Origin of the sequence: Enterobacter sp. RHBSTW-00318, assembly GCF_014101375.1 — a bacterium.
Lineage (GTDB): Bacteria > Pseudomonadota > Gammaproteobacteria > Enterobacterales > Enterobacteriaceae > Enterobacter > Enterobacter ludwigii.
Genome location: NZ_JABXQH010000001.1, coordinates 2877335 through 2902229, shown reverse-complemented (window position 1 = coordinate 2902229; position 24895 = coordinate 2877335). Strand labels below are relative to the sequence as shown.

At 52.6% G+C, this 24895-nt stretch carries 17 protein-coding genes, 1 tRNA gene and 3 rRNA genes; 10 read left to right on the top strand and 11 right to left on the bottom strand.

What is annotated here, in order from left to right:
- Positions 1-3: 3 nt before the first annotated feature.
- Together HV157_RS14355 and ompL are read left to right on the top strand one after the other, a co-directional pair.
- Complete coding sequence (locus HV157_RS14355) at positions 4-1428, top strand: MFS transporter (RefSeq protein ID WP_020883983.1); 1425 nt, start codon at positions 4-6, stop codon at positions 1426-1428.
- A gap of 74 nt (positions 1429-1502) precedes the next feature.
- Entirely contained in the window at positions 1503-2189 is a 687-nt protein-coding gene (gene ompL / locus HV157_RS14350; protein ID WP_025202732.1) for a porin OmpL, read from the top strand.
- Positions 2190-2272: 83 nt separating this feature from the next.
- Here ompL and typA read toward each other — a convergent pair whose 3' ends face one another.
- Positions 2273-4096, bottom strand: coding sequence for a ribosome-dependent GTPase TypA (gene typA / locus HV157_RS14345; protein ID WP_014172248.1), 1824 nt, complete (start codon positions 4094-4096; stop codon positions 2273-2275).
- A 387-nt stretch (positions 4097-4483) separates the two neighbouring features.
- Here typA and glnA point away from each other — a divergent pair, with 387 nt between their 5' ends.
- From glnA to HV157_RS14325, 4 genes are all read left to right on the top strand, one after another.
- Positions 4484-5893 (top strand): glutamate--ammonia ligase, encoded by a 1410-nt coding sequence (glnA, locus tag HV157_RS14340; protein WP_014172249.1) that lies wholly within the window; start codon positions 4484-4486, stop codon positions 5891-5893.
- A gap of 185 nt (positions 5894-6078) precedes the next feature.
- On the top strand, positions 6079-7128 hold the full coding sequence (glnL, locus tag HV157_RS14335) for a nitrogen regulation protein NR(II) (protein WP_014172250.1): 1050 nt from the start codon (positions 6079-6081) through the stop codon (positions 7126-7128).
- 11 nt (positions 7129-7139) lie between these two features.
- The gene (glnG, locus tag HV157_RS14330) at positions 7140-8552 is read left to right on the top strand and encodes a nitrogen regulation protein NR(I) (protein WP_020883985.1); all 1413 of its coding nucleotides are present in this window, start codon (positions 7140-7142) and stop codon (positions 8550-8552) included.
- 110 nt (positions 8553-8662) lie between these two features.
- Entirely contained in the window at positions 8663-8773 is a 111-nt protein-coding gene (locus HV157_RS14325; RefSeq protein ID WP_032670298.1) for a YshB family small membrane protein, read from the top strand.
- Positions 8774-8837: 64 nt separating this feature from the next.
- Here the strand turns inward: HV157_RS14325 and hemN are convergent, their stop codons facing one another.
- Positions 8838-10211, bottom strand: a complete 1374-nt coding sequence (gene hemN / locus HV157_RS14320; RefSeq protein WP_182269154.1) for an oxygen-independent coproporphyrinogen III oxidase — start codon at positions 10209-10211, stop codon at positions 8838-8840.
- A gap of 188 nt (positions 10212-10399) precedes the next feature.
- Positions 10400-10915 carry a Der GTPase-activating protein YihI gene (yihI, locus tag HV157_RS14315; protein ID WP_014172254.1) on the bottom strand — a complete coding sequence of 172 codons (516 nt, stop codon included), beginning with the start codon at positions 10913-10915 and terminating at the stop codon, positions 10400-10402.
- Positions 10916-11493: 578 nt separating this feature from the next.
- On the opposite strand from yihI, the gene yihA reads away from it, so the two are divergent.
- Positions 11494-12123 (top strand): ribosome biogenesis GTP-binding protein YihA/YsxC, encoded by a 630-nt coding sequence (gene yihA / locus HV157_RS14310; RefSeq protein WP_014172255.1) that lies wholly within the window; start codon positions 11494-11496, stop codon positions 12121-12123.
- 312 nt (positions 12124-12435) lie between these two features.
- Here the strand turns inward: yihA and polA are convergent, their stop codons facing one another.
- A complete protein-coding gene (gene polA, locus HV157_RS14305) occupies positions 12436-15234 on the bottom strand; it encodes a DNA polymerase I (protein WP_182269153.1) in 2799 nt (932 codons plus the stop codon).
- Positions 15235-15674: 440 nt separating this feature from the next.
- On the opposite strand from polA, the gene HV157_RS14300 reads away from it, so the two are divergent.
- Complete coding sequence (locus tag HV157_RS14300) at positions 15675-16583, top strand: acyltransferase (RefSeq protein WP_032679750.1); 909 nt, start codon at positions 15675-15677, stop codon at positions 16581-16583.
- Between the two features lie 24 nt (positions 16584-16607).
- On the opposite strand, the gene dsbA is transcribed toward HV157_RS14300, so the two are convergent.
- The 3 genes from dsbA to HV157_RS14285 all read right to left on the bottom strand — a co-directional run bounded on the left by dsbA (position 16608) and on the right by HV157_RS14285 (position 18590).
- Positions 16608-17231, bottom strand: a complete 624-nt coding sequence (gene dsbA, locus HV157_RS14295) for a thiol:disulfide interchange protein DsbA (RefSeq protein WP_020883990.1) — start codon at positions 17229-17231, stop codon at positions 16608-16610.
- 27 nt (positions 17232-17258) lie between these two features.
- Positions 17259-18245 (bottom strand): serine/threonine protein kinase, encoded by a 987-nt coding sequence (locus HV157_RS14290; RefSeq protein WP_182269152.1) that lies wholly within the window; start codon positions 18243-18245, stop codon positions 17259-17261.
- A 75-nt stretch (positions 18246-18320) separates the two neighbouring features.
- A complete protein-coding gene (locus HV157_RS14285) occupies positions 18321-18590 on the bottom strand; it encodes a YihD family protein (protein WP_010436801.1) in 270 nt (89 codons plus the stop codon).
- A gap of 68 nt (positions 18591-18658) precedes the next feature.
- Between HV157_RS14285 and mobA the strand changes: the two genes are divergently transcribed.
- Together mobA and mobB are read left to right on the top strand one after the other, a co-directional pair.
- The gene (gene mobA / locus HV157_RS14280) at positions 18659-19243 is read left to right on the top strand and encodes a molybdenum cofactor guanylyltransferase MobA (RefSeq protein WP_182269151.1); all 585 of its coding nucleotides are present in this window, start codon (positions 18659-18661) and stop codon (positions 19241-19243) included.
- Positions 19240-19743 (top strand): molybdopterin-guanine dinucleotide biosynthesis protein MobB, encoded by a 504-nt coding sequence (gene mobB, locus HV157_RS14275; RefSeq protein ID WP_032680055.1) that lies wholly within the window; start codon positions 19240-19242, stop codon positions 19741-19743. Before mobA ends, mobB begins: the two co-directional genes overlap by 4 nt.
- Before the next feature lie 74 nt (positions 19744-19817).
- On the opposite strand, the gene rrf is transcribed toward mobB, so the two are convergent.
- The 4 genes from rrf to HV157_RS14255 form a co-directional block, all read right to left on the bottom strand.
- Positions 19818-19933 (bottom strand): 5S ribosomal RNA (gene rrf, locus HV157_RS14270).
- 63 nt (positions 19934-19996) lie between these two features.
- A 23S ribosomal RNA gene (locus HV157_RS14265) occupies positions 19997-22902 on the bottom strand.
- A gap of 192 nt (positions 22903-23094) precedes the next feature.
- A tRNA-Glu gene (locus HV157_RS14260) sits at positions 23095-23170 on the bottom strand.
- Positions 23171-23255: 85 nt separating this feature from the next.
- A 16S ribosomal RNA gene (locus HV157_RS14255) occupies positions 23256-24795 on the bottom strand.
- Together the 16S, 23S and 5S rRNA genes with 1 tRNA gene alongside form the textbook arrangement of a ribosomal RNA operon.
- Positions 24796-24895: the final 100 nt, after the last annotated feature.

The following is a 24895-nucleotide window of genomic DNA, read 5'->3' as shown; positions in this document are numbered from 1 at the left end:
ACCATGACACACAAGAGTGATCCGTTAACCCTGAAGCTGAGCCTGCGCGAAAAGTGCGCCTACGGGATGGGCGATTTTGGCTCTAACCTGATGCTCTGTATTGGCACGCTGTATCTGCTGAAGTTTTATACTGATGAACTGGGCATGCCCGCTTTTTATGGCGGCATTATTTTCCTGGTAGCGAAGTTCTTTACCGCATTCACCGACATGCTGACCGGGGTGTTGCTGGATTCGCGGCGTAACATCGGTGCCAGAGGCAAATTCAGGCCGTTTATTCTTTATGCCTCGGTGCCGGTTGCCCTGGTGGCCACGGCGCAGTTTGTGGCCACCGATTTTAGCCTGACGGTGAAAACCGCTATCGCCACCCTGCTCTTCATGATGTTTGGCCTCTGTTATAGCCTGATGAACTGCTCTTATGGCGCGATGGTTCCCGCCATCACTAAAAATCCGAACGAGCGGGCGCAGCTTGCGGCCTGGCGTCAGGGTGGCGCAACGGTTGGGTTGTTGCTCTGCACCGTGGGGTTTATGCCAATCCAGGCGCTGTTTGTCAGCCAGCCCTCTCTCGGCTATCTGGTGGCCGCACTGGTGTTCGTCACCGGCGGTCTGTTCTGCATGTGGTGGTGCTACAGCGGTGTGAAAGAGCGCTATGTGGAGGTCACGCCCGATCATCATAAGCCTGGCATCCTGAAATCCTTCTGTGCCATTTTCCGCAACCCACCGTTGCTGGTGTTGTGTATCGCCAACCTTTGCACCCTCGCCGCGTTTAATATCAAACTGGCGATTCAGGTCTACTACACCCAGTACGTGCTAAACGATCTGCATCTGCTGTCGTGGATGGGTTTTTTCAGTATGGGCTGCATTCTGGTTGGCGTGTTTCTGGTGCCTGGCGCGGTTAAGCGCTTCGGCAAGAAGCCGGTCTACCTTGGCGGGCTGACGCTGTGGGCCGTGGGCGACGTAATGAACTTCCTCTGGGGAACCAGCTCCCTGCTCTTTGTGCTCTTTTCCTGCATGGCCTTTTTCGGTACGGCATTCGTAAACAGCCTCAACTGGGCGCTGGTGCCCGATACCGTGGATTATGGCGAGTGGAAAACAGGCATTCGCGCCGAAGGGTCGGTTTATACCGGTTATACCTTCTCGCGCAAAATCTCCGCCGCCCTCGCCGGTTTCCTGCCGGGCATTATGTTGACGCAGATTGGCTACATTCCACACGCCGTGCAGAGTGCGGGCACGCTACTGGGGCTCCGTCAGCTAATTTTTCTCTGGCCGTGCGGCCTGGCGATCGTTGCCGCGATAACCATGGGACTCTTTTATAAACTCAACGAAGCACGCTTCGCCTTTATTATTGAGGAGATTGGAAAACGGAAAAAACAACCCGCAAAACCCCCTGAGTTAACCACCAACAATAAAGCGTCAGCAGTCACTTTATAACAATAAATCCGGCCCTGATTCCCTTCCTGTGTAACAGGAGGGGGGCCTTTCTGTACCTCATACATGGACTGATTATGAAAAGAATCGTTACTGCACTGGTTGTGTCGTCTGTGTCCTGCTCGGCAGTTGCCGGCGCCTATGTCGAAACGCGCGAAGCCTATAATACGGCCTCTGAACTGCACGAAGTGATCCTGCGTGCCGGCTATAACTTCGATAAGGGCGCGGGGCTGATGTTCACTAACGCCTATAACGTGGGCAAATGGGACGAGCTTAAGCACAGCTATAACGAAATTGAAGGGTGGTATCCGCTTTTTAGACCGACCGATAAACTCACCTTTCAGCCTGGCGGTTTACTGAATGACAGCAGCGCCGGGTCCGGAGGCGCTATCTATCTGGATACCAATTATAAATTTCTCGACTGGTTTAACCTGACCTTCCGTTATCGCTATAACCACAACAATTACGATACGCCGGACTACAACGGCCAGATGGATAAAAACGACACCCACGAATTCGCTAACTACTGGAATTTCAAGGTCACGGATGCGTTTTTCTATACCTTTGAACCGCATTTTTTCCAGCGCGTGAACGATTACCACAGCAAAAATGGCAAAGACCATCACTGGGAAATCACTCACAAATTTAGCTATAAAATCGATAAAAACTGGCTGCCCTATCTCGAGCTCCAGTGGCTGGACAGATGGAATGATTACAACCGCGAGCAGTACCGTATCCGCCTGGGGTTAAGGTATTCGTTCTGATAATAAAAAAAGCCGCTGATCGCTCAGCGGCTTTTTACGTGCCGGGTGGCGCATGCGCTTACCCGGCCTACGGATTGACCGTATTACTCTTCTTTCGCACCGCGCATTGCACGTTTACGATCGTTCTCGGTCAGGTGACGTTTACGGATACGGATAGACAGTGGGGTCACTTCTACCAGTTCGTCGTCATCGATGAACTCCAGAGCTTGCTCCAGGGTCATCTTGATCGGTGGAACCAGAACCGTTGCTTCGTCAGTACCGGACGCACGCATGTTGGTCAGTTTCTTACCGGTCAGGCAGTTTACAGTCAGGTCGTTAGAACGACTGTGAATACCGATGATCTGGCCTTCATAAACTTCAGCACCGTGACCCAGGAACAGCTTACCGCGATCCTGCAGACCGAACAGCGCAAACGCAACCGCTTTACCCTGACCGTTGGAGATCAGCACGCCGTTGTTACGCTGACCAACTTCACCCGGACGAACGTCGTCGTAGTGGCTGAAGGTGGAGTACAGCAGACCGGTACCGGACGTCATGGTCATGAACTCTGAACGGAAACCGATCAGACCACGGCTTGGGATCACGTAGTCGAGACGTACGCGGCCTTTGCCATCTGGATTCATGTTTTTCAGGTCGCCTTTACGCTCACCCAGAGCCTGCATAACAGAACCCTGATGCTGCTCTTCAACGTCCAGCGTTACGTTCTCGAACGGCTCTTGTTTACGGCCGTCGATTTCGCGGAAGATAACTTTCGGACGGGAAACCGCCATTTCGAAACCTTCACGACGCATGTTTTCGATCAGAACAGACAGGTGCAGCTCACCACGACCAGAAACGCGGAATGCGTCAGCATCCTGAGTTTCTTCAACGCGCAGCGCAACGTTGTGCACCAGCTCTTTGTTCAGGCGGTCAAGGATCTGACGAGAGGTAACGAATTTACCTTCTTTGCCACAGAACGGAGAGGTGTTGACGTTGAAGAACATGGTTACCGTTGGTTCATCAACGGACAGGGCTGGCAGCGCTTCCACATTCTGCGGGTCGCAGATGGTGTCAGAGATGTTCAGCTCGCCCAGACCGGTAATCGCGATGATGTCGCCCGCTTCAGCCAGTTCGCTGTCGATACGCTCCAGACCCAGGTGAGTCAGCACTTTGCCCACTTTACCGTTACGGGTTTTGCCTTCGCTATCGATGATAGTAACCTGCTGGTTCGGCTTCACTTTACCGCGTTTGATGCGGCCGATACCGATAACGCCAACGTAGTTGTTGTAGTCCAGCTGGGAGATCTGCATCTGCAGCGGACCATCAAGATCAACATCCGGAGCCGGTACGTGATCGACAATCGCCTGATACAGCGGAGTCATGTCTTCCGCCATATTTTCGTGATCCAGACCCGCGATACCATTCAGCGCCGAAGCGTAAATGATAGGGAAGTCCAGCTGCTCGTCGGTCGCGTCGAGGTTAACGAACAGGTCGAACACCTGATCAACAACCCAGTCAGGACGCGCGCCCGGACGGTCAACCTTGTTGATAACAACAATAGGTTTCAGGCCATGGGCAAATGCTTTTTTGGTCACGAAGCGCGTTTGCGGCATTGGGCCGTCAAATGCGTCAACCACCAGCAGCACGGAATCCACCATGGACATCACGCGCTCAACTTCACCACCGAAGTCGGCGTGCCCTGGGGTATCAACGATGTTGATACGGTAGTCATTCCATTTGATAGCGGTGTTTTTCGCGAGGATAGTAATCCCACGCTCTTTCTCCAAATCGTTGGAGTCCATCACACGCTCTTGAGTTTCGGCACGAGCATCAAACGTACCGGACTGCTGCAGCAGCTTATCAACCAGGGTGGTTTTACCATGGTCGACGTGCGCGATGATGGCGATGTTACGCAAATTTTCGATCACAACTTTGCCTCAGGCATTAGAAATAGCGCGTTATTGTACACGGATTAATCGCACTACAAAACAGGATCACAAACATCCCCCGCAAACAAGTATTGCAGAGATGCTTTGTGATCGCTTTCACGGAGCGTAAAAAGGGCACTTTAACGAAAATTGCACCAATATGGTGCTTAGTGTTCACACTGAAGCACTATACTGGTGCAACATAACCATTGTGGTGCAGCACTTTTGCACTATGGTGCGCATGATAACGCCTTTTTGGGGTGTTTTAAAAGTTGGCACAGATTTCGCTTTATAAAAATACGGCAAAAAAATGGCACACAGCCAGCCCAAGACAGAAATTGAAGACCTCGTTACCACGACGACAATGACCAATCTGGAGAGTTAAGTATGTCCGCTGAACACGTTTTGACGATGCTGAACGAACATGAAGTGAAGTTTGTTGATCTGCGCTTCACCGATACCAAAGGTAAAGAACAGCACGTCACTATTCCTGCTCATCAGGTAAACGCCGAATTCTTTGAAGAAGGCAAAATGTTTGACGGCTCCTCCATTGGCGGCTGGAAAGGTATCAACGAATCTGACATGGTTCTGATGCCTGACGCTTCCACTGCGGTCATTGATCCGTTCTTCGAAGAACCAACCCTGATCATCCGTTGCGACATCCTCGAGCCAGGCACACTGCAGGGCTACGACCGCGACCCACGCTCCATCGCGAAACGCGCTGAAGAGTACCTGCGTTCAACCGGTATCGCAGACACCGTACTGTTCGGGCCAGAGCCAGAATTCTTCCTGTTTGATGACATCCGTTTTGGTGCCTCTATTTCTGGCTCCCACGTTGCCATCGACGATATCGAAGGTGCATGGAACTCCTCCACCAAATACGAAGGTGGTAACAAAGGTCACCGTCCTGGCGTTAAAGGCGGTTACTTCCCGGTTCCTCCGGTCGACTCCGCTCAGGACATCCGTTCCACCATGTGTCTGGTGATGGAAGAGATGGGCCTGGTGGTTGAAGCTCACCACCACGAAGTGGCGACTGCGGGTCAGAACGAAGTGGCAACCCGCTTCAACACCATGACCAAAAAAGCAGACGAAATTCAGATCTACAAATACGTTGTGCACAACGTTGCGCACCGTTTCGGTAAAACCGCGACCTTCATGCCAAAACCAATGTTCGGCGATAACGGTTCCGGTATGCACTGCCACATGTCTCTGTCCAAGAACGGAACCAACCTGTTCTCTGGCGACAAATATGCCGGTCTGTCTGAGCAGGCTCTGTATTACATTGGCGGCGTAATCAAACACGCTAAAGCGATCAACGCCCTGGCGAACCCAACCACTAACTCCTACAAGCGTCTGGTCCCAGGCTACGAAGCACCGGTAATGCTGGCGTACTCTGCGCGTAACCGTTCTGCTTCTATCCGTATCCCTGTGGTAGCGTCTCCTAAAGCGCGTCGTATCGAAGTTCGCTTCCCGGATCCAGCTGCTAACCCATACCTGTGCTTCGCAGCACTGCTGATGGCGGGTCTGGACGGTATCAAGAACAAGATCCACCCAGGCGAAGCCATGGACAAAAACCTGTATGACCTGCCGCCAGAAGAAGCGAAAGAGATCCCACAGGTTGCAGGCTCTCTGGAAGAAGCCCTGCAGGCGCTGGACGCAGACCGCGAGTTCCTGACTGCGGGTGGCGTGTTCACTGACGACGCTATCGATGCTTACATCGCCCTGCGTACTGAAGAGAACGACCGTGTGCGTATGACGCCACACCCGGTTGAGTTCGAACTGTACTACAGCGTTTAAGTTTCAATGAGTTTCGCGCGCCCTTTTACGCGCGATCTCACAAGCTTTTATTTGTTGCCGTGGAAACTTTCAGCCCATCTCCGGATGGGCTTTTTTCTCCACCAACAAACTGATTTCACGCGCTTTTTACGACGAAAAAGCTATACTGCACTAAATTAGTGCAACCAACTCCAGGAGACTGCTGAATGGCAACTGGCACGCTGCCCGATGCTGGGCAGATCCTCAATTCTTTAATTAACAGTATTTTGCTGGTCGACGACGAGCTGGCCGTACATTACGCCAACCCGGCGGCGCAGCAGCTGCTCGCCCAGAGCTCACGCAAACTGTTTGGCACCCCGCTTCCGGAATTATTGAGCTATTTCTCGCTGAATATTGGCCTGATGCAGGAAAGTCTGCAGGCCGGTCAGGGCTTTACCGATAACGAAGTCACGCTGGTGATCGACGGGCGCTCACATATTTTATCGCTTACCGCACAACGGCTTCCAGAAGGGCTGATCCTGCTTGAAATGGCGCCGATGGATAATCAGCGCCGCCTGAGCCAGGAACAACTTCAGCATGCTCAGCAAATTGCCGCCCGTGACCTAGTGCGAGGCCTGGCGCATGAAATCAAGAACCCGCTGGGTGGCTTACGCGGTGCGGCACAACTCCTGACCAAAGCGCTGCCCGACCCTGCGCTGGCGGAGTACACCAACGTCATTATTGAGCAGGCAGACCGCCTGCGTAACCTGGTTGACCGTCTGCTCGGGCCACAACAGCCCGGCATGCATGTCTCAGAAAGTATTCATAAAGTAGCTGAGCGGGTTGTGAAACTCGTCTCGATGGAGCTGCCGGAGAACGTCACGCTGGTCCGTGACTACGACCCAAGCCTGCCGGAACTGGCGCACGACCCGGATCAGATTGAGCAGGTCTTGCTGAATATTGTGCGTAATGCCCTGCAGGCACTAGGGCCGGAAGGGGGCGAAATTATTTTGCGCACCCGCACCGCGTTCCAGCTCACGCTGCACGGCGTGCGCTATCGTCTGGCTGCCCGCATCGACGTTGAGGACAACGGGCCGGGTATTCCGTCGCATCTTCAGGACACCCTGTTCTACCCGATGGTCAGCGGTCGCGAAGGCGGTACCGGCCTGGGGTTATCCATTGCCCGTAGTTTGATCGATCAACACTCTGGAAAAATTGAATTTACCAGTTGGCCGGGACATACCGAGTTTTCGGTTTTCCTGCCGATTAAAAAATAAAGGTGACGTTTATGCAACGAGGGATAGTCTGGGTAGTCGATGACGATAGCTCCATCCGTTGGGTGCTTGAACGCGCGCTCACAGGGGCAGGATTAAGCTGCACGACGTTTGAGAGCGGCAGCGAAGTGCTCGACGCACTCACCACCAAAACGCCGGATGTGCTGCTTTCGGATATTCGCATGCCGGGAATGGACGGGCTGGCGCTTTTAAAGCAGATCAAACAACGCCATCCTATGCTTCCGGTCATCATAATGACGGCGCATTCCGACCTGGACGCCGCGGTGAGCGCCTATCAGCAAGGGGCGTTCGATTACCTGCCCAAACCGTTTGATATCGACGAAGCGGTCGCCCTGGTTGAGCGCGCGATCAGCCACTACCAGGAGCAGCAGCAGCCTCGTCACACGCCTGACTTCGGGCCCACGACGGACATCATTGGCGAAGCGCCGGCCATGCAGGATGTGTTTCGTATCATTGGCCGTCTGTCACGCTCGTCCATCAGCGTACTGATTAACGGTGAATCGGGAACCGGTAAAGAGCTGGTAGCGCATGCCTTACATCGCCACAGCCCGCGGGCAAAAGCACCGTTTATCGCCCTGAATATGGCCGCCATCCCAAAGGATTTAATTGAATCCGAACTGTTTGGCCATGAGAAAGGGGCTTTTACCGGCGCGAATACCATTCGCCAGGGTCGCTTCGAGCAGGCTGACGGTGGAACACTCTTCCTGGATGAAATCGGCGATATGCCGCTGGATGTCCAGACCCGTCTGCTGCGCGTGTTGGCCGACGGACAGTTTTATCGCGTAGGTGGCTATGCGCCGGTGAAGGTCGATGTACGCATTATTGCCGCGACGCACCAGAATCTGGAGCAGCGCGTCCAGGAAGGTAAATTCCGTGAGGATTTATTCCATCGCCTGAACGTGATCCGCGTTCATTTGCCACCGCTACGTGAACGCCGTGAAGATATTCCCCGCCTGGCGCGTCATTTTCTGCAGGTCGCTGCCCGTGAGCTGGGCGTGGAAGCCAAGCAGCTGCACCCGGAAACCGATGCCGCCCTCACCCGTCTGGCGTGGCCGGGCAACGTGCGTCAGCTGGAAAACACCTGTCGCTGGTTGACCGTAATGGCCGCCGGACAGGAAGTCCTGATTCAGGATTTACCGGCTGAACTGTTTGAAGCGACTGCGCCAGAAAGCAGCACCGGACATGCATTGCCTGACAGCTGGGCGACACTGCTGGCACAGTGGGCCGATCGCGCGCTGCGTTCCGGTCATCAAAACTTGCTGTCTGAAGCCCAGCCCGAGATGGAGCGCACGCTGTTGACCACCGCACTCCGCCATACACAGGGCCATAAGCAGGAAGCGGCACGCCTGCTGGGATGGGGACGTAATACCCTGACGCGTAAGCTGAAAGAGCTGGGCATGGAGTGATCTTTACCCTTGTGTAAAGGTTATTAATTGAGCGCAAATTGCTGCTATTTTGCGCTTTACTGTATCAATGATTTTTGTATGATCGTGCCCGGAAAGTGAGGGTGATCATCATGCTGGAAACATTAGTGAATATGCTCTCAAGTGGAGCAGCTGAAAGCCACACGCCACAAACAGCCGTTGCTGCTGTGCTGTGCGCGGCGCTGGTTGGGCTGTTTAGCTAGAGAGTCGCTAACAAAAAAGCCGGGTAGCGGCTTCGCCTTACCCGGCCAAATATGTTGGCACGTCTTAAATGACGCGTGAGAACTGCTGCAGACGCGCTTTCTGACGCAGATAGGCGTCGAAGCACATGCAGATGTTACGAATCAACAGGCGCCCTTTGGGTGTCACGTCAATTGCACGTTCTGAAACATCCACCAGCCCATCTTTTGCCAGAGGCGCTAACAGCTTCAGGTCATCAGCAAAGTAATCGCTGAAATGCAGATCCCACTGCGCTTCCACGTCGCTGAAATCAAGACGGAAGTTACAGATGAGCGCCTTAATCACATCACGACGGATGCAGTCATCGCGCGTTAACACGATACCGCGCCACAGCGCGCTGCCCGCGTCATCTACCTGCTGGTAGTAAAGCTTCAGCTCTTTCTGGTTCTGCGCGTAGCAGTCCCCGATCATGCTGATGGCGGAGACGCCCATCCCCAGCAAATCGGTGTCGCCCTGGGTGGTGTAGCCCTGGAAATTTCGGTGCAGTACGCCTTCGCGCTGGGCAATAGCCAGCTCGTCATCCGGACGAGCAAAGTGATCCATGCCGATGAACTGATAACCGGCTTCGGTCAGCGAGGCGATGGTTTCCTGCAGAATATCCAGCTTCTGTTGGGCAGAAGGCAGATCGGCATCTTTGATTTTGCGCTGAGCGGCAAACAGCGTCGGCAGATGCGCATAGTTAAAGACGCTCAGGCGGTCTGGGTTGAGTTCGGCCACGCGTTTCAGCGTGAAGGCGAAGCTCTCCGGCGTTTGCTTAGGCAGGCCGTAAATCAGGTCGATATTGGTCGACGTAAAGCCGATATCGCGGGCGTGGTTGAGTAAGGCAAAGATAAACTCTTCATCCTGCTCACGGTTCACCAGCCGCTGCACCTCTTTGTTGAAGTCCTGCACGCCCATGCTCAGGCGATTGAAACCTTCAGCGCGTAAGTGATCCAGTACATCCAGCTCAATTTCGCGCGGATCGACCTCGATCGAGATTTCAGCATCGTCGTTAAAACGGAAGTTGTTGCGCAGGAGCGTCATTAAACGGCTGATCTGCGCTTTATTCAGATACGTTGGCGTCCCCCCACCCCAGTGAAGCTGGCTGACGTGACGGCCGGCAAACAGCGGGGCACGGTGCAGAATCTCCTGCTCCAGCGCATCCAGATACTGATCGGCTTTATGTTGCTGACGGGTAACGATTTTATTGCAGCCGCAGAAGTAGCAGAGCTTGTGGCAGAACGGAATATGGACATAGAGCGACAGCGGACGCTCGGGGTAGCGCGCGACAGCCTGCTGAAACGCCGCTTCGCCGAAACTATCGGAGAACTCCAGCGCGGTGGGGTATGACGTATAACGCGGCCCGGAATAGTTATATTTCTGGATTAGGGCCAAATCCCAGTCGATAGTTGGTACAGACATGCTCACTCCTTCCGTTGGTGTCGCGTTCGCATACGGCGGCCCGTTCTGGCCCCATCGCGGGCCATCACTCGGGTGCGCAGCCACTTCTGTCGCCGCGACAACCGCCGTAGTTTAACGAATAACCACACCAGATAACATATAACCGGAAGGGTTATTAGCAGGACTATCGTCCCTGCCGGATGCAAATGTTAGTTTCCACCCTTCAGAAGACGCATCATATCTTCCTGCTTTTCGTCTTCTTCTTCGTCTTCGTCATCGTCGTAAGACAGACCCAGCTTCTGCATCAGCTCATCAATGCGGTCCAGTTTGGCATCAACCCATGACTGCTCTTCGGCGGTCAGGGTTTCACCCTCTTCAAGACGTTCCAGCAGCGCGTCCAGGCGCTCATCGTTCTCCAGCAAATCCAGCTCAGCCTGCGGTGAAAGCATAGGTTTCTCGCTCTTTGGTTTGTGCTGCTTAGTGACCGGGGTGTCTGTCACGCCCAGTGGAACAGGTGTTTTACTGCCAATACGTGGGTCTTTCTGCTGCTTGTTTTTCGCAGAAGCGCCAGAAGCATCACCACCGTTTGCACGGCTACCCGCAGCATGACCGCGATGTTTTTTATCGCGTTTGCGATCGCGCGATTCCTGGTTCAGTTCTTCGCGCGTTTTGCGGTGTGCTTTTGCAGGGCGTTTAGCGCCCGCAGCGGAGGTCGGTTTTTTCATGATGTTTTATCTTTAAGTCGTTTTCTTCAGTATAGAATTGCGGCGAAATCTAGCAGAAAGCAAGCAAAGAAAAAAGGCGACAGAGCAATCTGTCGCCTTTTTTCCTGACTCACAACCCTTAACGGGTCAGACATTCCGTGTTTGCCAACAACAAACCCTGTTTATCCCTTGGCTAATACCGTCCGTGATACGGTTCCGTTTCCTGTTAAAACGCCTCCAGGCGTTGGTCATCCTGACAATCCTGCGTCTTCGCCTCCTGGCGCTCCTGACCCTAATCCTTAAGTCTGTTTCCTGTTGGCTTCCTCGCCCTGACGCACACTTTACCCTGTTCAGTTAAACTGACAAGCAACGAAACGGCACAAAAACGGATTTTCAGATAATTACCCGAGAATAAGCTTATGATTTAAAACAATTTGGCTTTTTTAACGCCTGCGAATTCTCTGAAATCTCCCATAGTATTCATAGCCGATCTCTCACAACCGCCAGGGTTTTAACCTACAGGCACTGTGCAATCAAAAAAGTCTTTTGCCGGCATTCAGGTATAATCCCCCTCAGATTACGATTTTGGAGACGACCACGTGACTACCTGGAACTACCAACAGACGCATTTTGTCACCAGTGCGCCCGATATCCGCCACCTTCCTTCTGATACTGGCATTGAAGTGGCTTTTGCTGGCCGCTCTAACGCGGGGAAATCCAGCGCCCTGAATACGCTGACCAATCAGAAGAGCCTGGCGCGTACCTCAAAAACACCTGGCCGTACTCAGCTGATTAACCTGTTTGAAGTGGCAGAAGGCAAACGCCTGGTCGACTTACCGGGATATGGTTACGCGCAAGTACCGGAAGAGATGAAGATCAAATGGCAGCGCGCGCTGGGTGAATACCTGGAAAAACGCCAGTGCCTGAAAGGTCTGGTGGTGCTGATGGATATCCGCCATCCCCTGAAAGATCTTGATCAGCAGATGATCGACTGGGCTGTCTCAAGTGAGATAGCCGTGCTGGTACTGCTGACTAAAGCGGATAAGCTGGCGAGCGGCGCGCGTAAAGCGCAGGTGAATATGGTTCGCGAAGCGGTGCTGGCTTTTAACGGCGACGTACAGGTGGAGCCGTTCTCCTCGCTGAAAAAGCAGGGTGTCGACAAGCTGCGTCAGAAGCTTGATAGCTGGTTCAACGAGCTGGAACCCGCGACGGAAGCGGAAGAAGAGTAATACCGAGCGCGGCGATGTCCGCGCTTTTTTTTGCCTGGATTTTTCTTTGCCGCAATAAAAAACGCCCCAGTCATTACTGACTGGGGCGGCTAAAATATTCAGCCAAATCCGATTACGTGAAGTAAAAGGTCTGAAAGATAGAACATCTTACCTCTGTACCCTACGCGAATAACTCTACCCCTTTTTTTGCTGTAGAAAAAGCACTTTTTGTAGTTTTTTTTCATTCTTTACATAGGGAATTCTAATGATCGTCACAAAACGCACTTTGTTATGTTGCTAACTTACATAAAAAGCGCGTTATTGGCAGAACCTTTAGTGAGCTTGATCCCAGTTTTCACCGCTGCCCACTTCCACCAGCAACGGCACGTCAAGCGTCATGCTGCTTTCCATCAGTTCGTGGATCTTCTTCGACACGGTGTCCAGATCATCTTTGTGGACTTCGAATACCAGTTCATCGTGTACCTGCATGATCATCTTCACGCGTGGCTTCTCTTTTTCCAGCCAGGCATCAACCGCAATCATCGCGCGCTTAATAATGTCTGCCGCCGTCCCCTGCATCGGGGCGTTGATGGCAGCACGTTCTGCACCGGCACGACGCGCGGCGTTGCTTGATTTGATGTCCGGCAGATAAAGGCGACGACCATCCAGGGTTTCGACGTAGCCTTTCTCCTTCGCCTGCGCACGGGTGCGCTCCATATATTCCAGCACGCCCGGATAACGCTCGAAGTAGAGATCCATATACTTCTGCGACTCTTTACGCGGAATGTTGAGCTGGCGCGAAAGGCCAAAGGCGCTCATGCCGTAGATCAGACCGAAGTTGATCGCCTTCGCACTGCGACGTTGCTCGTGAGTCACGCTGTCCAGCGGCAGCCCAAAGACTTCAGCCGCCGTTGCACGGTGGATATCCTTTCCTTCCGCAAAGGCCGTCAGCAGCCCCTTGTCGCGTGACAGGTGCGCCATAATACGCAGCTCAATTTGCGAGTAGTCGGCCGAGACGATCAGGTAGTCGTCTGGCGCGATAAACGCCTGACGGATACGACGGCCTTCTTCATTACGTACCGGAATGTTCTGCAGATTTGGATCGGTCGAGGAGAGACGACCGGTCGCCGCCACAGCCTGATGATACGAGGTATGCACGCGGCCCGTTTTAGGGTTGATCATCAGCGGAAGTTTATCGGTATAGGTAGACTTCAGCTTCGCCAGACCACGGTACTGGAGAATCACTTTTGGCAGCGGGTAATCCAGCGCCAGTTCCTCAAGCACTTCTTCAGACGTTGATGGCGCGCCGCCAGGGGTTTTCTTCAGCGGCTTAATTCCCTGTTTTTCAAACAGGATGGTCTGAAGCTGTTTCGGAGACGAAAGGTTAAACGGTTCGCCGGCAAGCTCATGCGCCTTCTGCTCAAGCTCGGTCAACCGCTGCGCCAGTTCTCCGGAGTGGTTATGCAGCACCGTCGGATCAATTTTTACGCCGTTGCGCTCAATGCGCGAGAGCACAGGTACCAGCGGCATCTCAATGTGCTGGAACACGTTCAGCGGACCTTCGTGCTTCTGCAGTTTTGGCCACATCTTCAGGTGCAGTTGCAGCGTGACATCGGCGTCTTCGGCCGCGTAGCGACCCGCTTCTTCCAGGGCAATCTGATTGAAGGTGAGCTGGTTTTTACCTTTTCCGGCAATCTCTTCAAAGGTAATGGTCTTATGCTTGAGCCAACGGTCGGATAAGGAGTCCATATCGTGACGACCCGCCACGCTGTCGAGAATGTAAGATTCCAGCATGGTATCGAACGCAATGCCGCGCAGCTCAATGCCATAGTTTTGCAGAATGCCGCGATCATATTTGAGGTTTTGCCCGACCTTAAGCGCCTTGTCATCTTCCAGAATCGGCTTCAGCAGCTCCAGCACACGCTCACGCGGGATCTGATCAGGCGCATCGAGGTAATCATGTGCAACGGGCACATAGGCCGCCATTCCCGGCTCCGTCGCAAATGACAGGCCGACCATATTGGCCGAGATGTTATCGAGGCTGTCGGTTTCCGTGTCGAAGGCAAAGAACGGCGCTTTTTTGAGTTTCTCAATCCACGCCACCAGCTGTGACTCTTCAAGGAGGGTTTCGTAATTGTCGAAAGAGAGCGCGATGGCCTCTTCTTCTGCCAGCTCTTCGGCATCAATGACAATCGTCTCCTTTGGCTTAGCGGCCGGTTTGGCCCCTTTTGCCTGCAGCCATTTACCGGCTTCCACGTCCGTGGTCCAGCGCTTGAATTCGTATTTCTTAAACAGGCTTAGCAGTTCGTCTGCGGAAGGCTGCTGCACTTCCAGCTGCTCACAACCCAGTTCCAGTTCCAGTTCAACATCGGTTTTAATGGTTGCCAGCTTATAGGAGAGATAAGCCACCTCTTTGTTCTCTTCCAGCTTTCCGGCCATGGTTTTTGCACCACGGAAGGAGAGCCCGGCGATTTTGTCCGGCTCCGCGTATAGCGTATCCAGCCCGCCCAATCCCTGAAGCAGAGCCTGGGCGGTCTTTTCACCCACGCCAGGTACACCCGGGATGTTATCCGAGGAGTCGCCCATCAGCGCGAGGAAGTCGATAATCAGCTCTGGCGGCACGCCATATTTTGTGACCACCTCTTCAGGCCCCAGGATGGTGTTGGTCATGGTGTTAATCAGGGTGATACCTGGCGTTACCAGCTGCGCCATATCTTTATCCCCTGTACTGATCAGTACCGGACGACCCATTTTTTCTGCTTCACGTGCCAGCGTACCTATTACGTCATCGGCTTCGACCCCAGAGACGGCCAGCAGCGGCAAGCCCATCGCTTTTACCATCGCGTGCAGCGGTTCAATCTGCGCACGCAGATCGTCAGGCATTGGCGGACGGTGAGATTTGTAATGCTCAAAAAGCTCGTCGCGGAAGGTTTTACCTTTCGCATCAAACACCACTGCCGCATGGGTTGGCTGGTACTGAAGAATCAGGCTGCGCAGCATGTTTAGCACGCCGTACATTGCGCCGGTAGGTTCCCCTGCGCTATTGGTCAGAGGAGGAAACGCATGATACGCCCGATACAGGTAAGAAGAGCCGTCGACGAGAATAAGAGGGTTTTCTGGGATCTGAACCATAATGTCCGTGCCTTTAATCAATTTATGCGTAAAGGATGCCACAGAAGGATGAAAACATCAGTTATTAGCGCCAGATACAGGAAAAGATTTTACGATCGTGAGGAACGCTCGCAAAAATAAATCTGTGGATAAGTTTGTGCATACTTTTACGTCACAGGAATAACAGACGCTAAAAGTACATACCTCATAATAAATAGATGCTATATATCATAGATTTATTATCTTTCATTTGATCTTTATGGCCAATTGATGACAATTTAGTCTATGTGGATATAAGCCCTGGGCCGCATGCCGTTATAGCGAAATCTTCTGCTCCCGGGCGTTATCCCGCAACGCCTGGCATGAAAGCACCCTTATTTTGTCTGATTTCTGATAAAATCAGCGCCCTGCACCGGATAGCCGGCCGCTCACTTACAGCTAACCATCTGAAAAAGCTCATCATGTCGAGATTGCTCGCAGCAATAACATTACCTTTAAGCATCATTTTAACTATTCTGGTGACTGTCGCCTGTTCTGTGCCGATCATTATTGCCGGCATCATTAAGTTGCTGCTGCCCGTGCCCGTGGTATGGCGAGCCGTATCCGCATTTTGTAATTTTATGATGTACTGCTGGTGTGAAGGACTGGCGTTCCTGTTGTACCTGAACCCACACCTGAAGTGGGATGTGGAAGGGCTTGAAGGCCTCAACAAAAAGAACTGGTACCTGCTTATCTGCAACCACCACAGCTGGGCTGACATCGTGGTGTTATGCGTGCTTTTCCGCAAACATATCCCGATGAACAAATACTTCCTGAAACAGCAGCTCGCCTGGGTACCTTTTATCGGTCTGGCCTGCTGGGCGCTCGATATGCCGTTTATGAAACGCTATTCGCGCAGCTATTTGCTTCGTCATCCGGAGCGTCGTGGTAAAGATGTGGAAACCACGCGCCGTTCCTGCGAAAAATTTCGCGCGCATCCGACAACCATTGTGAACTTCGTGGAAGGCTCGCGCTTTACGGAAGAGAAGCGTCAACAAACTCGCTCTCCTTATCAGCACCTGCTGCCGCCCAAGGCTGCGGGCATTGCGATGGCGCTTAACGTGTTGGGCGCGCAGTTCGATAAATTACTCAACGTCACGCTCTGCTATCCGGAAAACGACAGGACACCCTTCTTCGATATGCTCAGCGGCAAGCTGACGCGGATCGTTGTACGCATCGAGCTGGTGCCGGTTGATGACGGGTTGCACGGGGATTACGTTAACGATAAGAATTTCAAACGTCTTTTCCAGCGTTGGCTGAATACGCTCTGGAATGAGAAAGATGAACAGATAGAAAAGATTAAATCTTCATACAAAAACGCCGGTCAGTGACCGGCGTTTTTTTCTTTATTGATCTTACTTCTTCTCGACCAGATATTTCACGGTATCCGCGTACTGCTGTACGAAGATATCCATGCTGCTGGTGTCCATGCCCTGCGTGTTCAGCTGATATTTGCCGTTAACATACATCGCCGGAACGCCCTGCAGCTGAAGGTCTGCGGCGGCTTTTTCCTGCTGGGCTACCAGAGATTTCACCACAAAGCTGTTCCATGCCGCGTCGTATTCTTCACCTTTCACACCGGCATCCACGAAGACTTTACGGATATCTGCAGTCGTCTGAACTGTCTGGGTTTTCTGGACTGCTTCAAACATTGGTGCAGTGATCTTATCTTCCACGCCCAGCGCGATAGCTACCGCCCACGCCTGAGTCAGGTCTTTACCCAATGGACCCAGGAACTCAACGTGATACTTGGTCATTTTGGTGCCTTCTGGAAGCTTTTTCTTCACGTTATCGGAAACATGCAGCACCTGCTCGAACTGATAGCAATGTGGGCAATAAAACGAGAAGAACTCCAGAACCTGTGGCTCGCCAGCGACTGGCTTTTCCAGTGTCGTATACTGTTTGCCGTCGGTAAACTGCGCAGCAGAAGCGCTAAATGCCAGAATCATACCTGCCAGCGCCAGCCAAATTTTTTTCATGATTAACTCTCTCCTGGGTGTGTCCAATTAATACATCGGCGTTAATTGCAGAGGGGGCTCCTTAAGAACCTTAACCTGCTCAGTAAATGTGGATATCTGGCTGCGCCAGTAATCCTCTCCGGTAAGCCACGGGAAATTACGGGGAAATGCAGGATCGTCCCAACGCCTGATTAACCATGCGAGATAATAAACAAAACGCATCGCGCGTAAAGGTTCAATCAGGACAATTTCGTCTGAATTAAAAGGGCTAAACTCTTCATAGGCCTCAATAATCGTTTCAAGCTGCATCCGTTGCTCAGCTTTATCGCCATTGAGCAGCATCCACAGGTCCTGAACCGCTGGCCCCATACGTGCATCATCGAGATCGACGAACAGCGGGCCATCACGCCAGAGAATATTACCAGCGTGACAATCGCCGTGCAGACGCAGAACGGAAATATCATCGCGCCAGCAGGTTTTCACCGCATCAATAAGTTTATCGGTCGCGTTGAGGAAATTATCCTTAAGAGCTTTGGGGATTAGCGCCGAGGTTTCAAATACCTGACGAGGTTCAAGCAGGTATTCCTTAATACCGATTGTCGGACGGGCAATAAAGTCTTCTTTGCGTCCCGTCTGGTGAATGCGTCCCAGATATCGGGCAACCCACTCCATTTGATCGATATTATCCGCTTCAAACTGGCGGCCCCCCAGGCTTGGGAATACGGCGTAGTAAAACCCTTCGTGGGTGAGCAGCGTTTGGTTATTAAATTTAAGCGGCGCAGCAACGGGAACATCATCATCCAGCAGATCATGAGCAAACTGGTGCTCTTCCTGAATTTGTTCTGCGGACCAACGTTGAGGGCGATAGAACTTTACGACGAAGCGCTGACGATCCTCGTCCTGAAACTGATAGACGCGGTTTTCGTAGCTATTTAAGGGGGTTAGCCCGGAATCCACCCGAATACCCTGTTCAAACAGCGCATCCATAATGGTATCCGGGTGTAATGTCTGGAAAGTAAAAGCCTGGTCGTTCATCCGATCATCCGGAAATTATACGAATGATTCAGGATATCATCTTGTGGCGATTTCGGTGCCGCCGCTTACAAGCTTTTACTCTTTAATTACGCCACGTGCGCGCAGCAACGCGGTTTTAAAATCTTCCTCATAATCTTTCTGAATACCAGGAATAACAGCGTCTTTGGCAGAGTCGCGCATTTTGAGATGGTAGATCAGGATATCGTCAGAAAGGTCTGTCAGTTCGCCGTCAAAACCTGACTCTTTCGCCAGTTTCTGTAAAAATTGCATCAGATTAAGCTCTGGCTCTTTTTGCCAGGCCGGCTGGAGGAGTTCAATGACTTCATTCAGACGTTTACATTTCATGGTGGTGCTCCTTTCATTGAGAGTGACACGTTAGCAGGGTCAATCCCACAATAAAAGAGGCGATATTCATGAATCATGGCCAGCAAATAATCGGCGTTGTTCTGGCGGGTGGCAAGGCAACCCGAATGGGGGGGAAAGATAAAGGTCTTCAGCTCCTTAACGGTAAGCCACTCTGGCAGCATGTCGCTGATACGCTTGCGGGCCAGGTCATGACAATGGCCATCAGCGCTAACAGGCATAGAGATGTTTATCAGCGTAGCGGGTATCCCGTTTACGAGGATACCCAGGAGAATTACCCCGGGCCGCTGGCCGGTATGCTTTCGGTTATGCAGCAGTCGCACGGAGAGTGGTTTATCTTCTGTCCGTGTGATACCCCGTTTATTCCGTCTTGTCTTGTCGAACGCATGGTACGGCTTCGTGGTAGCGCACCCGTTGTCTGGGCCCATGACGGTGAGCGCGACCACCCTGCTGTTGCGTTGATCCACCGTTCGTTAGTTCCGGCGTTACAGGAGTACCTGACGGCAGGAGAGCGCAGGGTGATGGCTTTTATGCGCCAGTCAGGCGGCCATTCCGTCGATTTTAGCGATTTGAAGTCGGCGTTTATGAACGTCAATACCACAGAAGATTTGCAGATGATGCAGGAGAAAAAATGATACCTGTTTTGGCCATTTCAGCCTGGAGTGGTACCGGGAAAACGACGCTGCTGAAAAAACTGATCCCTGCGCTTTGCGCTAAAGGTGTTCGCCCCGGATTAATTAAGCATACGCATCACAATATGGATGTCGATAAGCCGGGAAAAGACAGCTATGAGCTGCGTAAGGCGGGAGCAGCCCAAACGATGGTGGCGAGTGATCAGCGCTGGGCATTGATGACTGAAACACCGGATGAAGCGCCGCTGGATCTCATGTATCTGGTTAGCCGGATGGATCACTCTACTCTGGATCTGGTGCTGGTTGAGGGGTTTAAGCATGACGCGGTGGCAAAGATCCTGCTGTTCAGAAGCCATGCCGGGCATGATGTTCACGAGCTGACGCTCGATGAGCATGTGATTGCAGTCGCCAGTGACGTAGCCCTGGATCTGGAGATACCGGTACTGGATTTGAATAACGTTGAGGAGATCGCCGCGTTTATTTTGAATTGGTGTGCTGTCTGATGCTCTCTCTGATGACGGGAAAAACCCAAAGCAAAAAACCCCGCACCATACGGTACGGGGTTCTTTTAATTGATGCCTGGCAGTTCCCTACTCTCACATGGGGAGACCCCACACTACCATCGGCGCTACGGCGTTTCACTTCTGAGTTCGGCATGGGGTCAGGTGGGACCACCGCGCTAAAGCCGCCAGGCAAATTCTGTTATCTGTATCAGCTGAAAATCGTCTCTCATCGCCAAAACATCTTCGGCGTTGTAAGGTTAAGCCTCACGGTTCATTAGTATCGGTTAGCTCAACGCATCGCTGCGCTTACACACCCGACCTATCAACGTCGTAGTCTTCAACGTTCCTTCAGGAGACTTAAAGTCTCAGGGAGAACTCATCTCGGGGCAAGTTTCGTGCTTAGATGCTTTCAGCACTTATCTCTTCCGCATTTAGCTACCGGGCAGTGCCATTGGCATGACAACCCGAACACCAGTGATGCGTCCACTCCGGTCCTCTCGTACTAGGAGCAGCCCCCCTCAATTCTCCAGCGCCCACGGCAGATAGGGACCGAACTGTCTCACGACGTTCTAAACCCAGCTCGCGTACCACTTTAAATGGCGAACAGCCATACCCTTGGGACCTACTTCAGCCCCAGGATGTGATGAGCCGACATCGAGGTGCCAAACACCGCCGTCGATATGAACTCTTGGGCGGTATCAGCCTGTTATCCCCGGAGTACCTTTTATCCGTTGAGCGATGGCCCTTCCATTCAGAACCACCGGATCACTATGACCTGCTTTCGCACCTGCTCGAGCCGTCACTCTCGCAGTCAAGCTAGCTTATGCCATTGCACTAACCTCCTGATGTCCGACCAGGATTAGCTAACCTTCGTGCTCCTCCGTTACTCTTTGGGAGGAGACCGCCCCAGTCAAACTACCCACCAGACACTGTCCGCAACCCGGATTACGGGTCTACGTTAGAACACCAGCCATTAAAGGGTGGTATTTCAAGGTTGGCTCCACGCAGACTGGCGTCCACGCTTCAAAGCCTCCCACCTATCCTACACATCAAGGACCAGTGTTCAGTGTCAAGCTATAGTAAAGGTTCACGGGGTCTTTCCGTCTTGCCGCGGGTACACTGCATCTTCACAGCGAGTTCAATTTCACTGAGTCTCGGGTGGAGACAGCCTGGCCATCATTACGCCATTCGTGCAGGTCGGAACTTACCCGACAAGGAATTTCGCTACCTTAGGACCGTTATAGTTACGGCCGCCGTTTACCGGGGCTTCGATCAAGAGCTTCGCGTTACCGCTAACCCCATCAATTAACCTTCCGGCACCGGGCAGGCGTCACACCGTATACGTCCACTTTCGTGTTTGCACAGTGCTGTGTTTTTAATAAACAGTTGCAGCCAGCTGGTATCTTCGACTGATTTCAGCTCCACCCGCAGGGGCTTCACCTACATATCAGCGTGCCTTCTCCCGAAGTTACGGCACCATTTTGCCTAGTTCCTTCACCCGAGTTCTCTCAAGCGCCTTGGTATTCTCTACCTGACCACCTGTGTCGGTTTGGGGTACGATTTGATGTTACCTGATGCTTAGAGGCTTTTCCTGGAAGCAGGGCATTTGTTACTTCAGCACCGTAGTGCCTCGTCATCACACCTCAGCGTTAACAAGGAACCGGATTTACCTGGAACCTCCGCCTACATGCTTAAACCGGGACAACCGTCGCCCGGCTAACATAGCCTTCTCCGTCCCCCCTTCGCAGTAACACCAAGTACAGGAATATTAACCTGTTTCCCATCGACTACGCCTTTCGGCCTCGCCTTAGGGGTCGACTCACCCTGCCCCGATTAACGTTGGACAGGAACCCTTGGTCTTCCGGCGAGCGGGCTTTTCACCCGCTTTATCGTTACTTATGTCAGCATTCGCACTTCTGATACCTCCAGCACCCCTCACAGGACACCTTCAACGGCTTACAGAACGCTCCCCTACCCAACAACACATAGTGTCGCTGCCGCAGCTTCGGTGCATGGTTTAGCCCCGTTACATCTTCCGCGCAGGCCGACTCGACCAGTGAGCTATTACGCTTTCTTTAAATGATGGCTGCTTCTAAGCCAACATCCTGGCTGTCTGTGCCTTCCCACATCGTTTCCCACTTAACCATGACTTTGGGACCTTAGCTGGCGGTCTGGGTTGTTTCCCTCTTCACGACGGACGTTAGCACCCGCCGTGTGTCTCCCGTGATAACATTCTTCGGTATTCGTAGTTTGCATCGGGTTGGTAAGCCGGGATGGCCCCCTAGCCGAAACAGTGCTCTACCCCCGAAGATGAGTTCACGAGGCGCTACCTAAATAGCTTTCGGGGAGAACCAGCTATCTCCCGGTTTGATTGGCCTTTCACCCCCAGCCACAAGTCATCCGCTAATTTTTCAACATTAGTCGGTTCGGTCCTCCAGTTAGTGTTACCCAACCTTCAACCTGCCCATGGCTAGATCACCGGGTTTCGGGTCTATACCCTGCAACTTAACGCCCAGTTAAGACTCGGTTTCCCTTCGGCTCCCCTATACGGTTAACCTTGCTACAGAATATAAGTCGCTGACCCATTATACAAAAGGTACGCAGTCACCCCATAAAAGAGGCTCCCACTGCTTGTACGTACACGGTTTCAGGTTCTTTTTCACTCCCCTCGCCGGGGTTCTTTTCGCCTTTCCCTCACGGTACTGGTTCACTATCGGTCAGTCAGGAGTATTTAGCCTTGGAGGATGGTCCCCCCATATTCAGACAGGATACCACGTGTCCCGCCCTACTCTTCGAGTTCACAGCCTGTGTGCTTTCGTGTACGGGACTGTCACCCTGTACCGTGCGACTTTCCAGACGCTTCCACTAACACACAAGCTGATTCAGACTCTGGGCTGCTCCCCGTTCGCTCGCCGCTACTGGGGGAATCTCGGTTGATTTCTTTTCCTCGGGGTACTTAGATGTTTCAGTTCCCCCGGTTCGCCTCGTTAACCTATGTATTCAGTTAACGATAGTGTGTCGGAACACACTGGGTTTCCCCATTCGGACATCGCCGGGTCAAAGGTTCATATCACCTCGCCGGCGCTTTTCGCAGATTAGCACGTCCTTCATCGCCTCTGACTGCCAGGGCATCCACCGTGTACGCTTAGTCGCTTAACCTCACAACCCGAAGATGTTTCTTTCGATTCATCACCGGTTTGCGAAAATTTGAGAGACTCGAACACACATAACATGTGTGTCGTTTCAATTTTCAGCTTGATCCAGATTTTTAAAGAGCAAATATCTCAAACGTCACCCGAAGATGAGTTTTGAGATATGTCGGCAGGTGACTTTCACTCACGAACCAGCAAGTGGCGTCCCCTAGGGGATTCGAACCCCTGTTACCGCCGTGAAAGGGCGGTGTCCTGGGCCTCTAGACGAAGGGGACACTGAAGTCTCAATCGCAAGACGCCTTGCTATTTACTTTTCATCAGACAATCTGTGTGAGCACTACAAAGGCAGGTTCTTTAAGGTAAGGAGGTGATCCAACCGCAGGTTCCCCTACGGTTACCTTGTTACGACTTCACCCCAGTCATGAATCACAAAGTGGTAAGCGCCCTCCCGAAGGTTAAGCTACCTACTTCTTTTGCAACCCACTCCCATGGTGTGACGGGCGGTGTGTACAAGGCCCGGGAACGTATTCACCGTAGCATTCTGATCTACGATTACTAGCGATTCCGACTTCATGGAGTCGAGTTGCAGACTCCAATCCGGACTACGACGCACTTTATGAGGTCCGCTTGCTCTCGCGAGTTCGCTTCTCTTTGTATGCGCCATTGTAGCACGTGTGTAGCCCTACTCGTAAGGGCCATGATGACTTGACGTCATCCCCACCTTCCTCCAGTTTATCACTGGCAGTCTCCTTTGAGTTCCCGGCCGGACCGCTGGCAACAAAGGATAAGGGTTGCGCTCGTTGCGGGACTTAACCCAACATTTCACAACACGAGCTGACGACAGCCATGCAGCACCTGTCTCAGAGTTCCCGAAGGCACCAATCCATCTCTGGAAAGTTCTCTGGATGTCAAGAGTAGGTAAGGTTCTTCGCGTTGCATCGAATTAAACCACATGCTCCACCGCTTGTGCGGGCCCCCGTCAATTCATTTGAGTTTTAACCTTGCGGCCGTACTCCCCAGGCGGTCGACTTAACGCGTTAGCTCCGGAAGCCACGCCTCAAGGGCACAACCTCCAAGTCGACATCGTTTACGGCGTGGACTACCAGGGTATCTAATCCTGTTTGCTCCCCACGCTTTCGCACCTGAGCGTCAGTCTTTGTCCAGGGGGCCGCCTTCGCCACCGGTATTCCTCCAGATCTCTACGCATTTCACCGCTACACCTGGAATTCTACCCCCCTCTACAAGACTCTAGCCTGCCAGTTTCGAATGCAGTTCCCAGGTTGAGCCCGGGGATTTCACATCCGACTTGACAGACCGCCTGCGTGCGCTTTACGCCCAGTAATTCCGATTAACGCTTGCACCCTCCGTATTACCGCGGCTGCTGGCACGGAGTTAGCCGGTGCTTCTTCTGCGGGTAACGTCAATTGCTGCGGTTATTAACCACAACACCTTCCTCCCCGCTGAAAGTACTTTACAACCCGAAGGCCTTCTTCATACACGCGGCATGGCTGCATCAGGCTTGCGCCCATTGTGCAATATTCCCCACTGCTGCCTCCCGTAGGAGTCTGGACCGTGTCTCAGTTCCAGTGTGGCTGGTCATCCTCTCAGACCAGCTAGGGATCGTCGCCTAGGTGAGCCGTTACCCCACCTACTAGCTAATCCCATCTGGGCACATCTGATGGCAAGAGGCCCGAAGGTCCCCCTCTTTGGTCTTGCGACGTTATGCGGTATTAGCTACCGTTTCCAGTAGTTATCCCCCTCCATCAGGCAGTTTCCCAGACATTACTCACCCGTCCGCCACTCGTCACCCGAGAGCAAGCTCTCTGTGCTACCGTTCGACTTGCATGTGTTAGGCCTGCCGCCAGCGTTCAATCTGAGCCATGATCAAACTCTTCAATTTAAGTTTGATGCTCGTGAATTAAACTTCGTAATGAATTACGTATGTTCACTCAGAGACTTGGTATTCATTTTTTGTCCGAAGACATTAAGAATCCATGTCA

What these genes read in the sequence shown, in the direction of transcription:
- HV157_RS14355 (WP_020883983.1), top strand. Translation starts at nt 4, where the DNA reads ATGACACACAAGAGTGATCCGTTAACCCTGAAGCTGAGCCTGCGCGAA.
- ompL (WP_025202732.1), top strand. Translation starts at nt 1,503, where the DNA reads ATGAAAAGAATCGTTACTGCACTGGTTGTGTCGTCTGTGTCCTGCTCG.
- glnA (WP_014172249.1), top strand. Translation starts at nt 4,484, where the DNA reads ATGTCCGCTGAACACGTTTTGACGATGCTGAACGAACATGAAGTGAAG.
- glnL (WP_014172250.1), top strand. Translation starts at nt 6,079, where the DNA reads ATGGCAACTGGCACGCTGCCCGATGCTGGGCAGATCCTCAATTCTTTA.
- glnG (WP_020883985.1), top strand. Translation starts at nt 7,140, where the DNA reads ATGCAACGAGGGATAGTCTGGGTAGTCGATGACGATAGCTCCATCCGT.
- HV157_RS14325 (WP_032670298.1), top strand. Translation starts at nt 8,663, where the DNA reads ATGCTGGAAACATTAGTGAATATGCTCTCAAGTGGAGCAGCTGAAAGC.
- hemN (WP_182269154.1), bottom strand. Translation starts at nt 10,211, where the DNA reads ATGTCTGTACCAACTATCGACTGGGATTTGGCCCTAATCCAGAAATAT.
- yihI (WP_014172254.1), bottom strand. Translation starts at nt 10,915, where the DNA reads ATGAAAAAACCGACCTCCGCTGCGGGCGCTAAACGCCCTGCAAAAGCA.
- polA (WP_182269153.1), bottom strand. Translation starts at nt 15,234, where the DNA reads ATGGTTCAGATCCCAGAAAACCCTCTTATTCTCGTCGACGGCTCTTCT.
- HV157_RS14300 (WP_032679750.1), top strand. Translation starts at nt 15,675, where the DNA reads ATGTCGAGATTGCTCGCAGCAATAACATTACCTTTAAGCATCATTTTA.
- dsbA (WP_020883990.1), bottom strand. Translation starts at nt 17,231, where the DNA reads ATGAAAAAAATTTGGCTGGCGCTGGCAGGTATGATTCTGGCATTTAGC.
- HV157_RS14290 (WP_182269152.1), bottom strand. Translation starts at nt 18,245, where the DNA reads ATGAACGACCAGGCTTTTACTTTCCAGACATTACACCCGGATACCATT.
- HV157_RS14285 (WP_010436801.1), bottom strand. Translation starts at nt 18,590, where the DNA reads ATGAAATGTAAACGTCTGAATGAAGTCATTGAACTCCTCCAGCCGGCC.
- mobA (WP_182269151.1), top strand. Translation starts at nt 18,659, where the DNA reads ATGAATCATGGCCAGCAAATAATCGGCGTTGTTCTGGCGGGTGGCAAG.
- mobB (WP_032680055.1), top strand. Translation starts at nt 19,240, where the DNA reads ATGATACCTGTTTTGGCCATTTCAGCCTGGAGTGGTACCGGGAAAACG.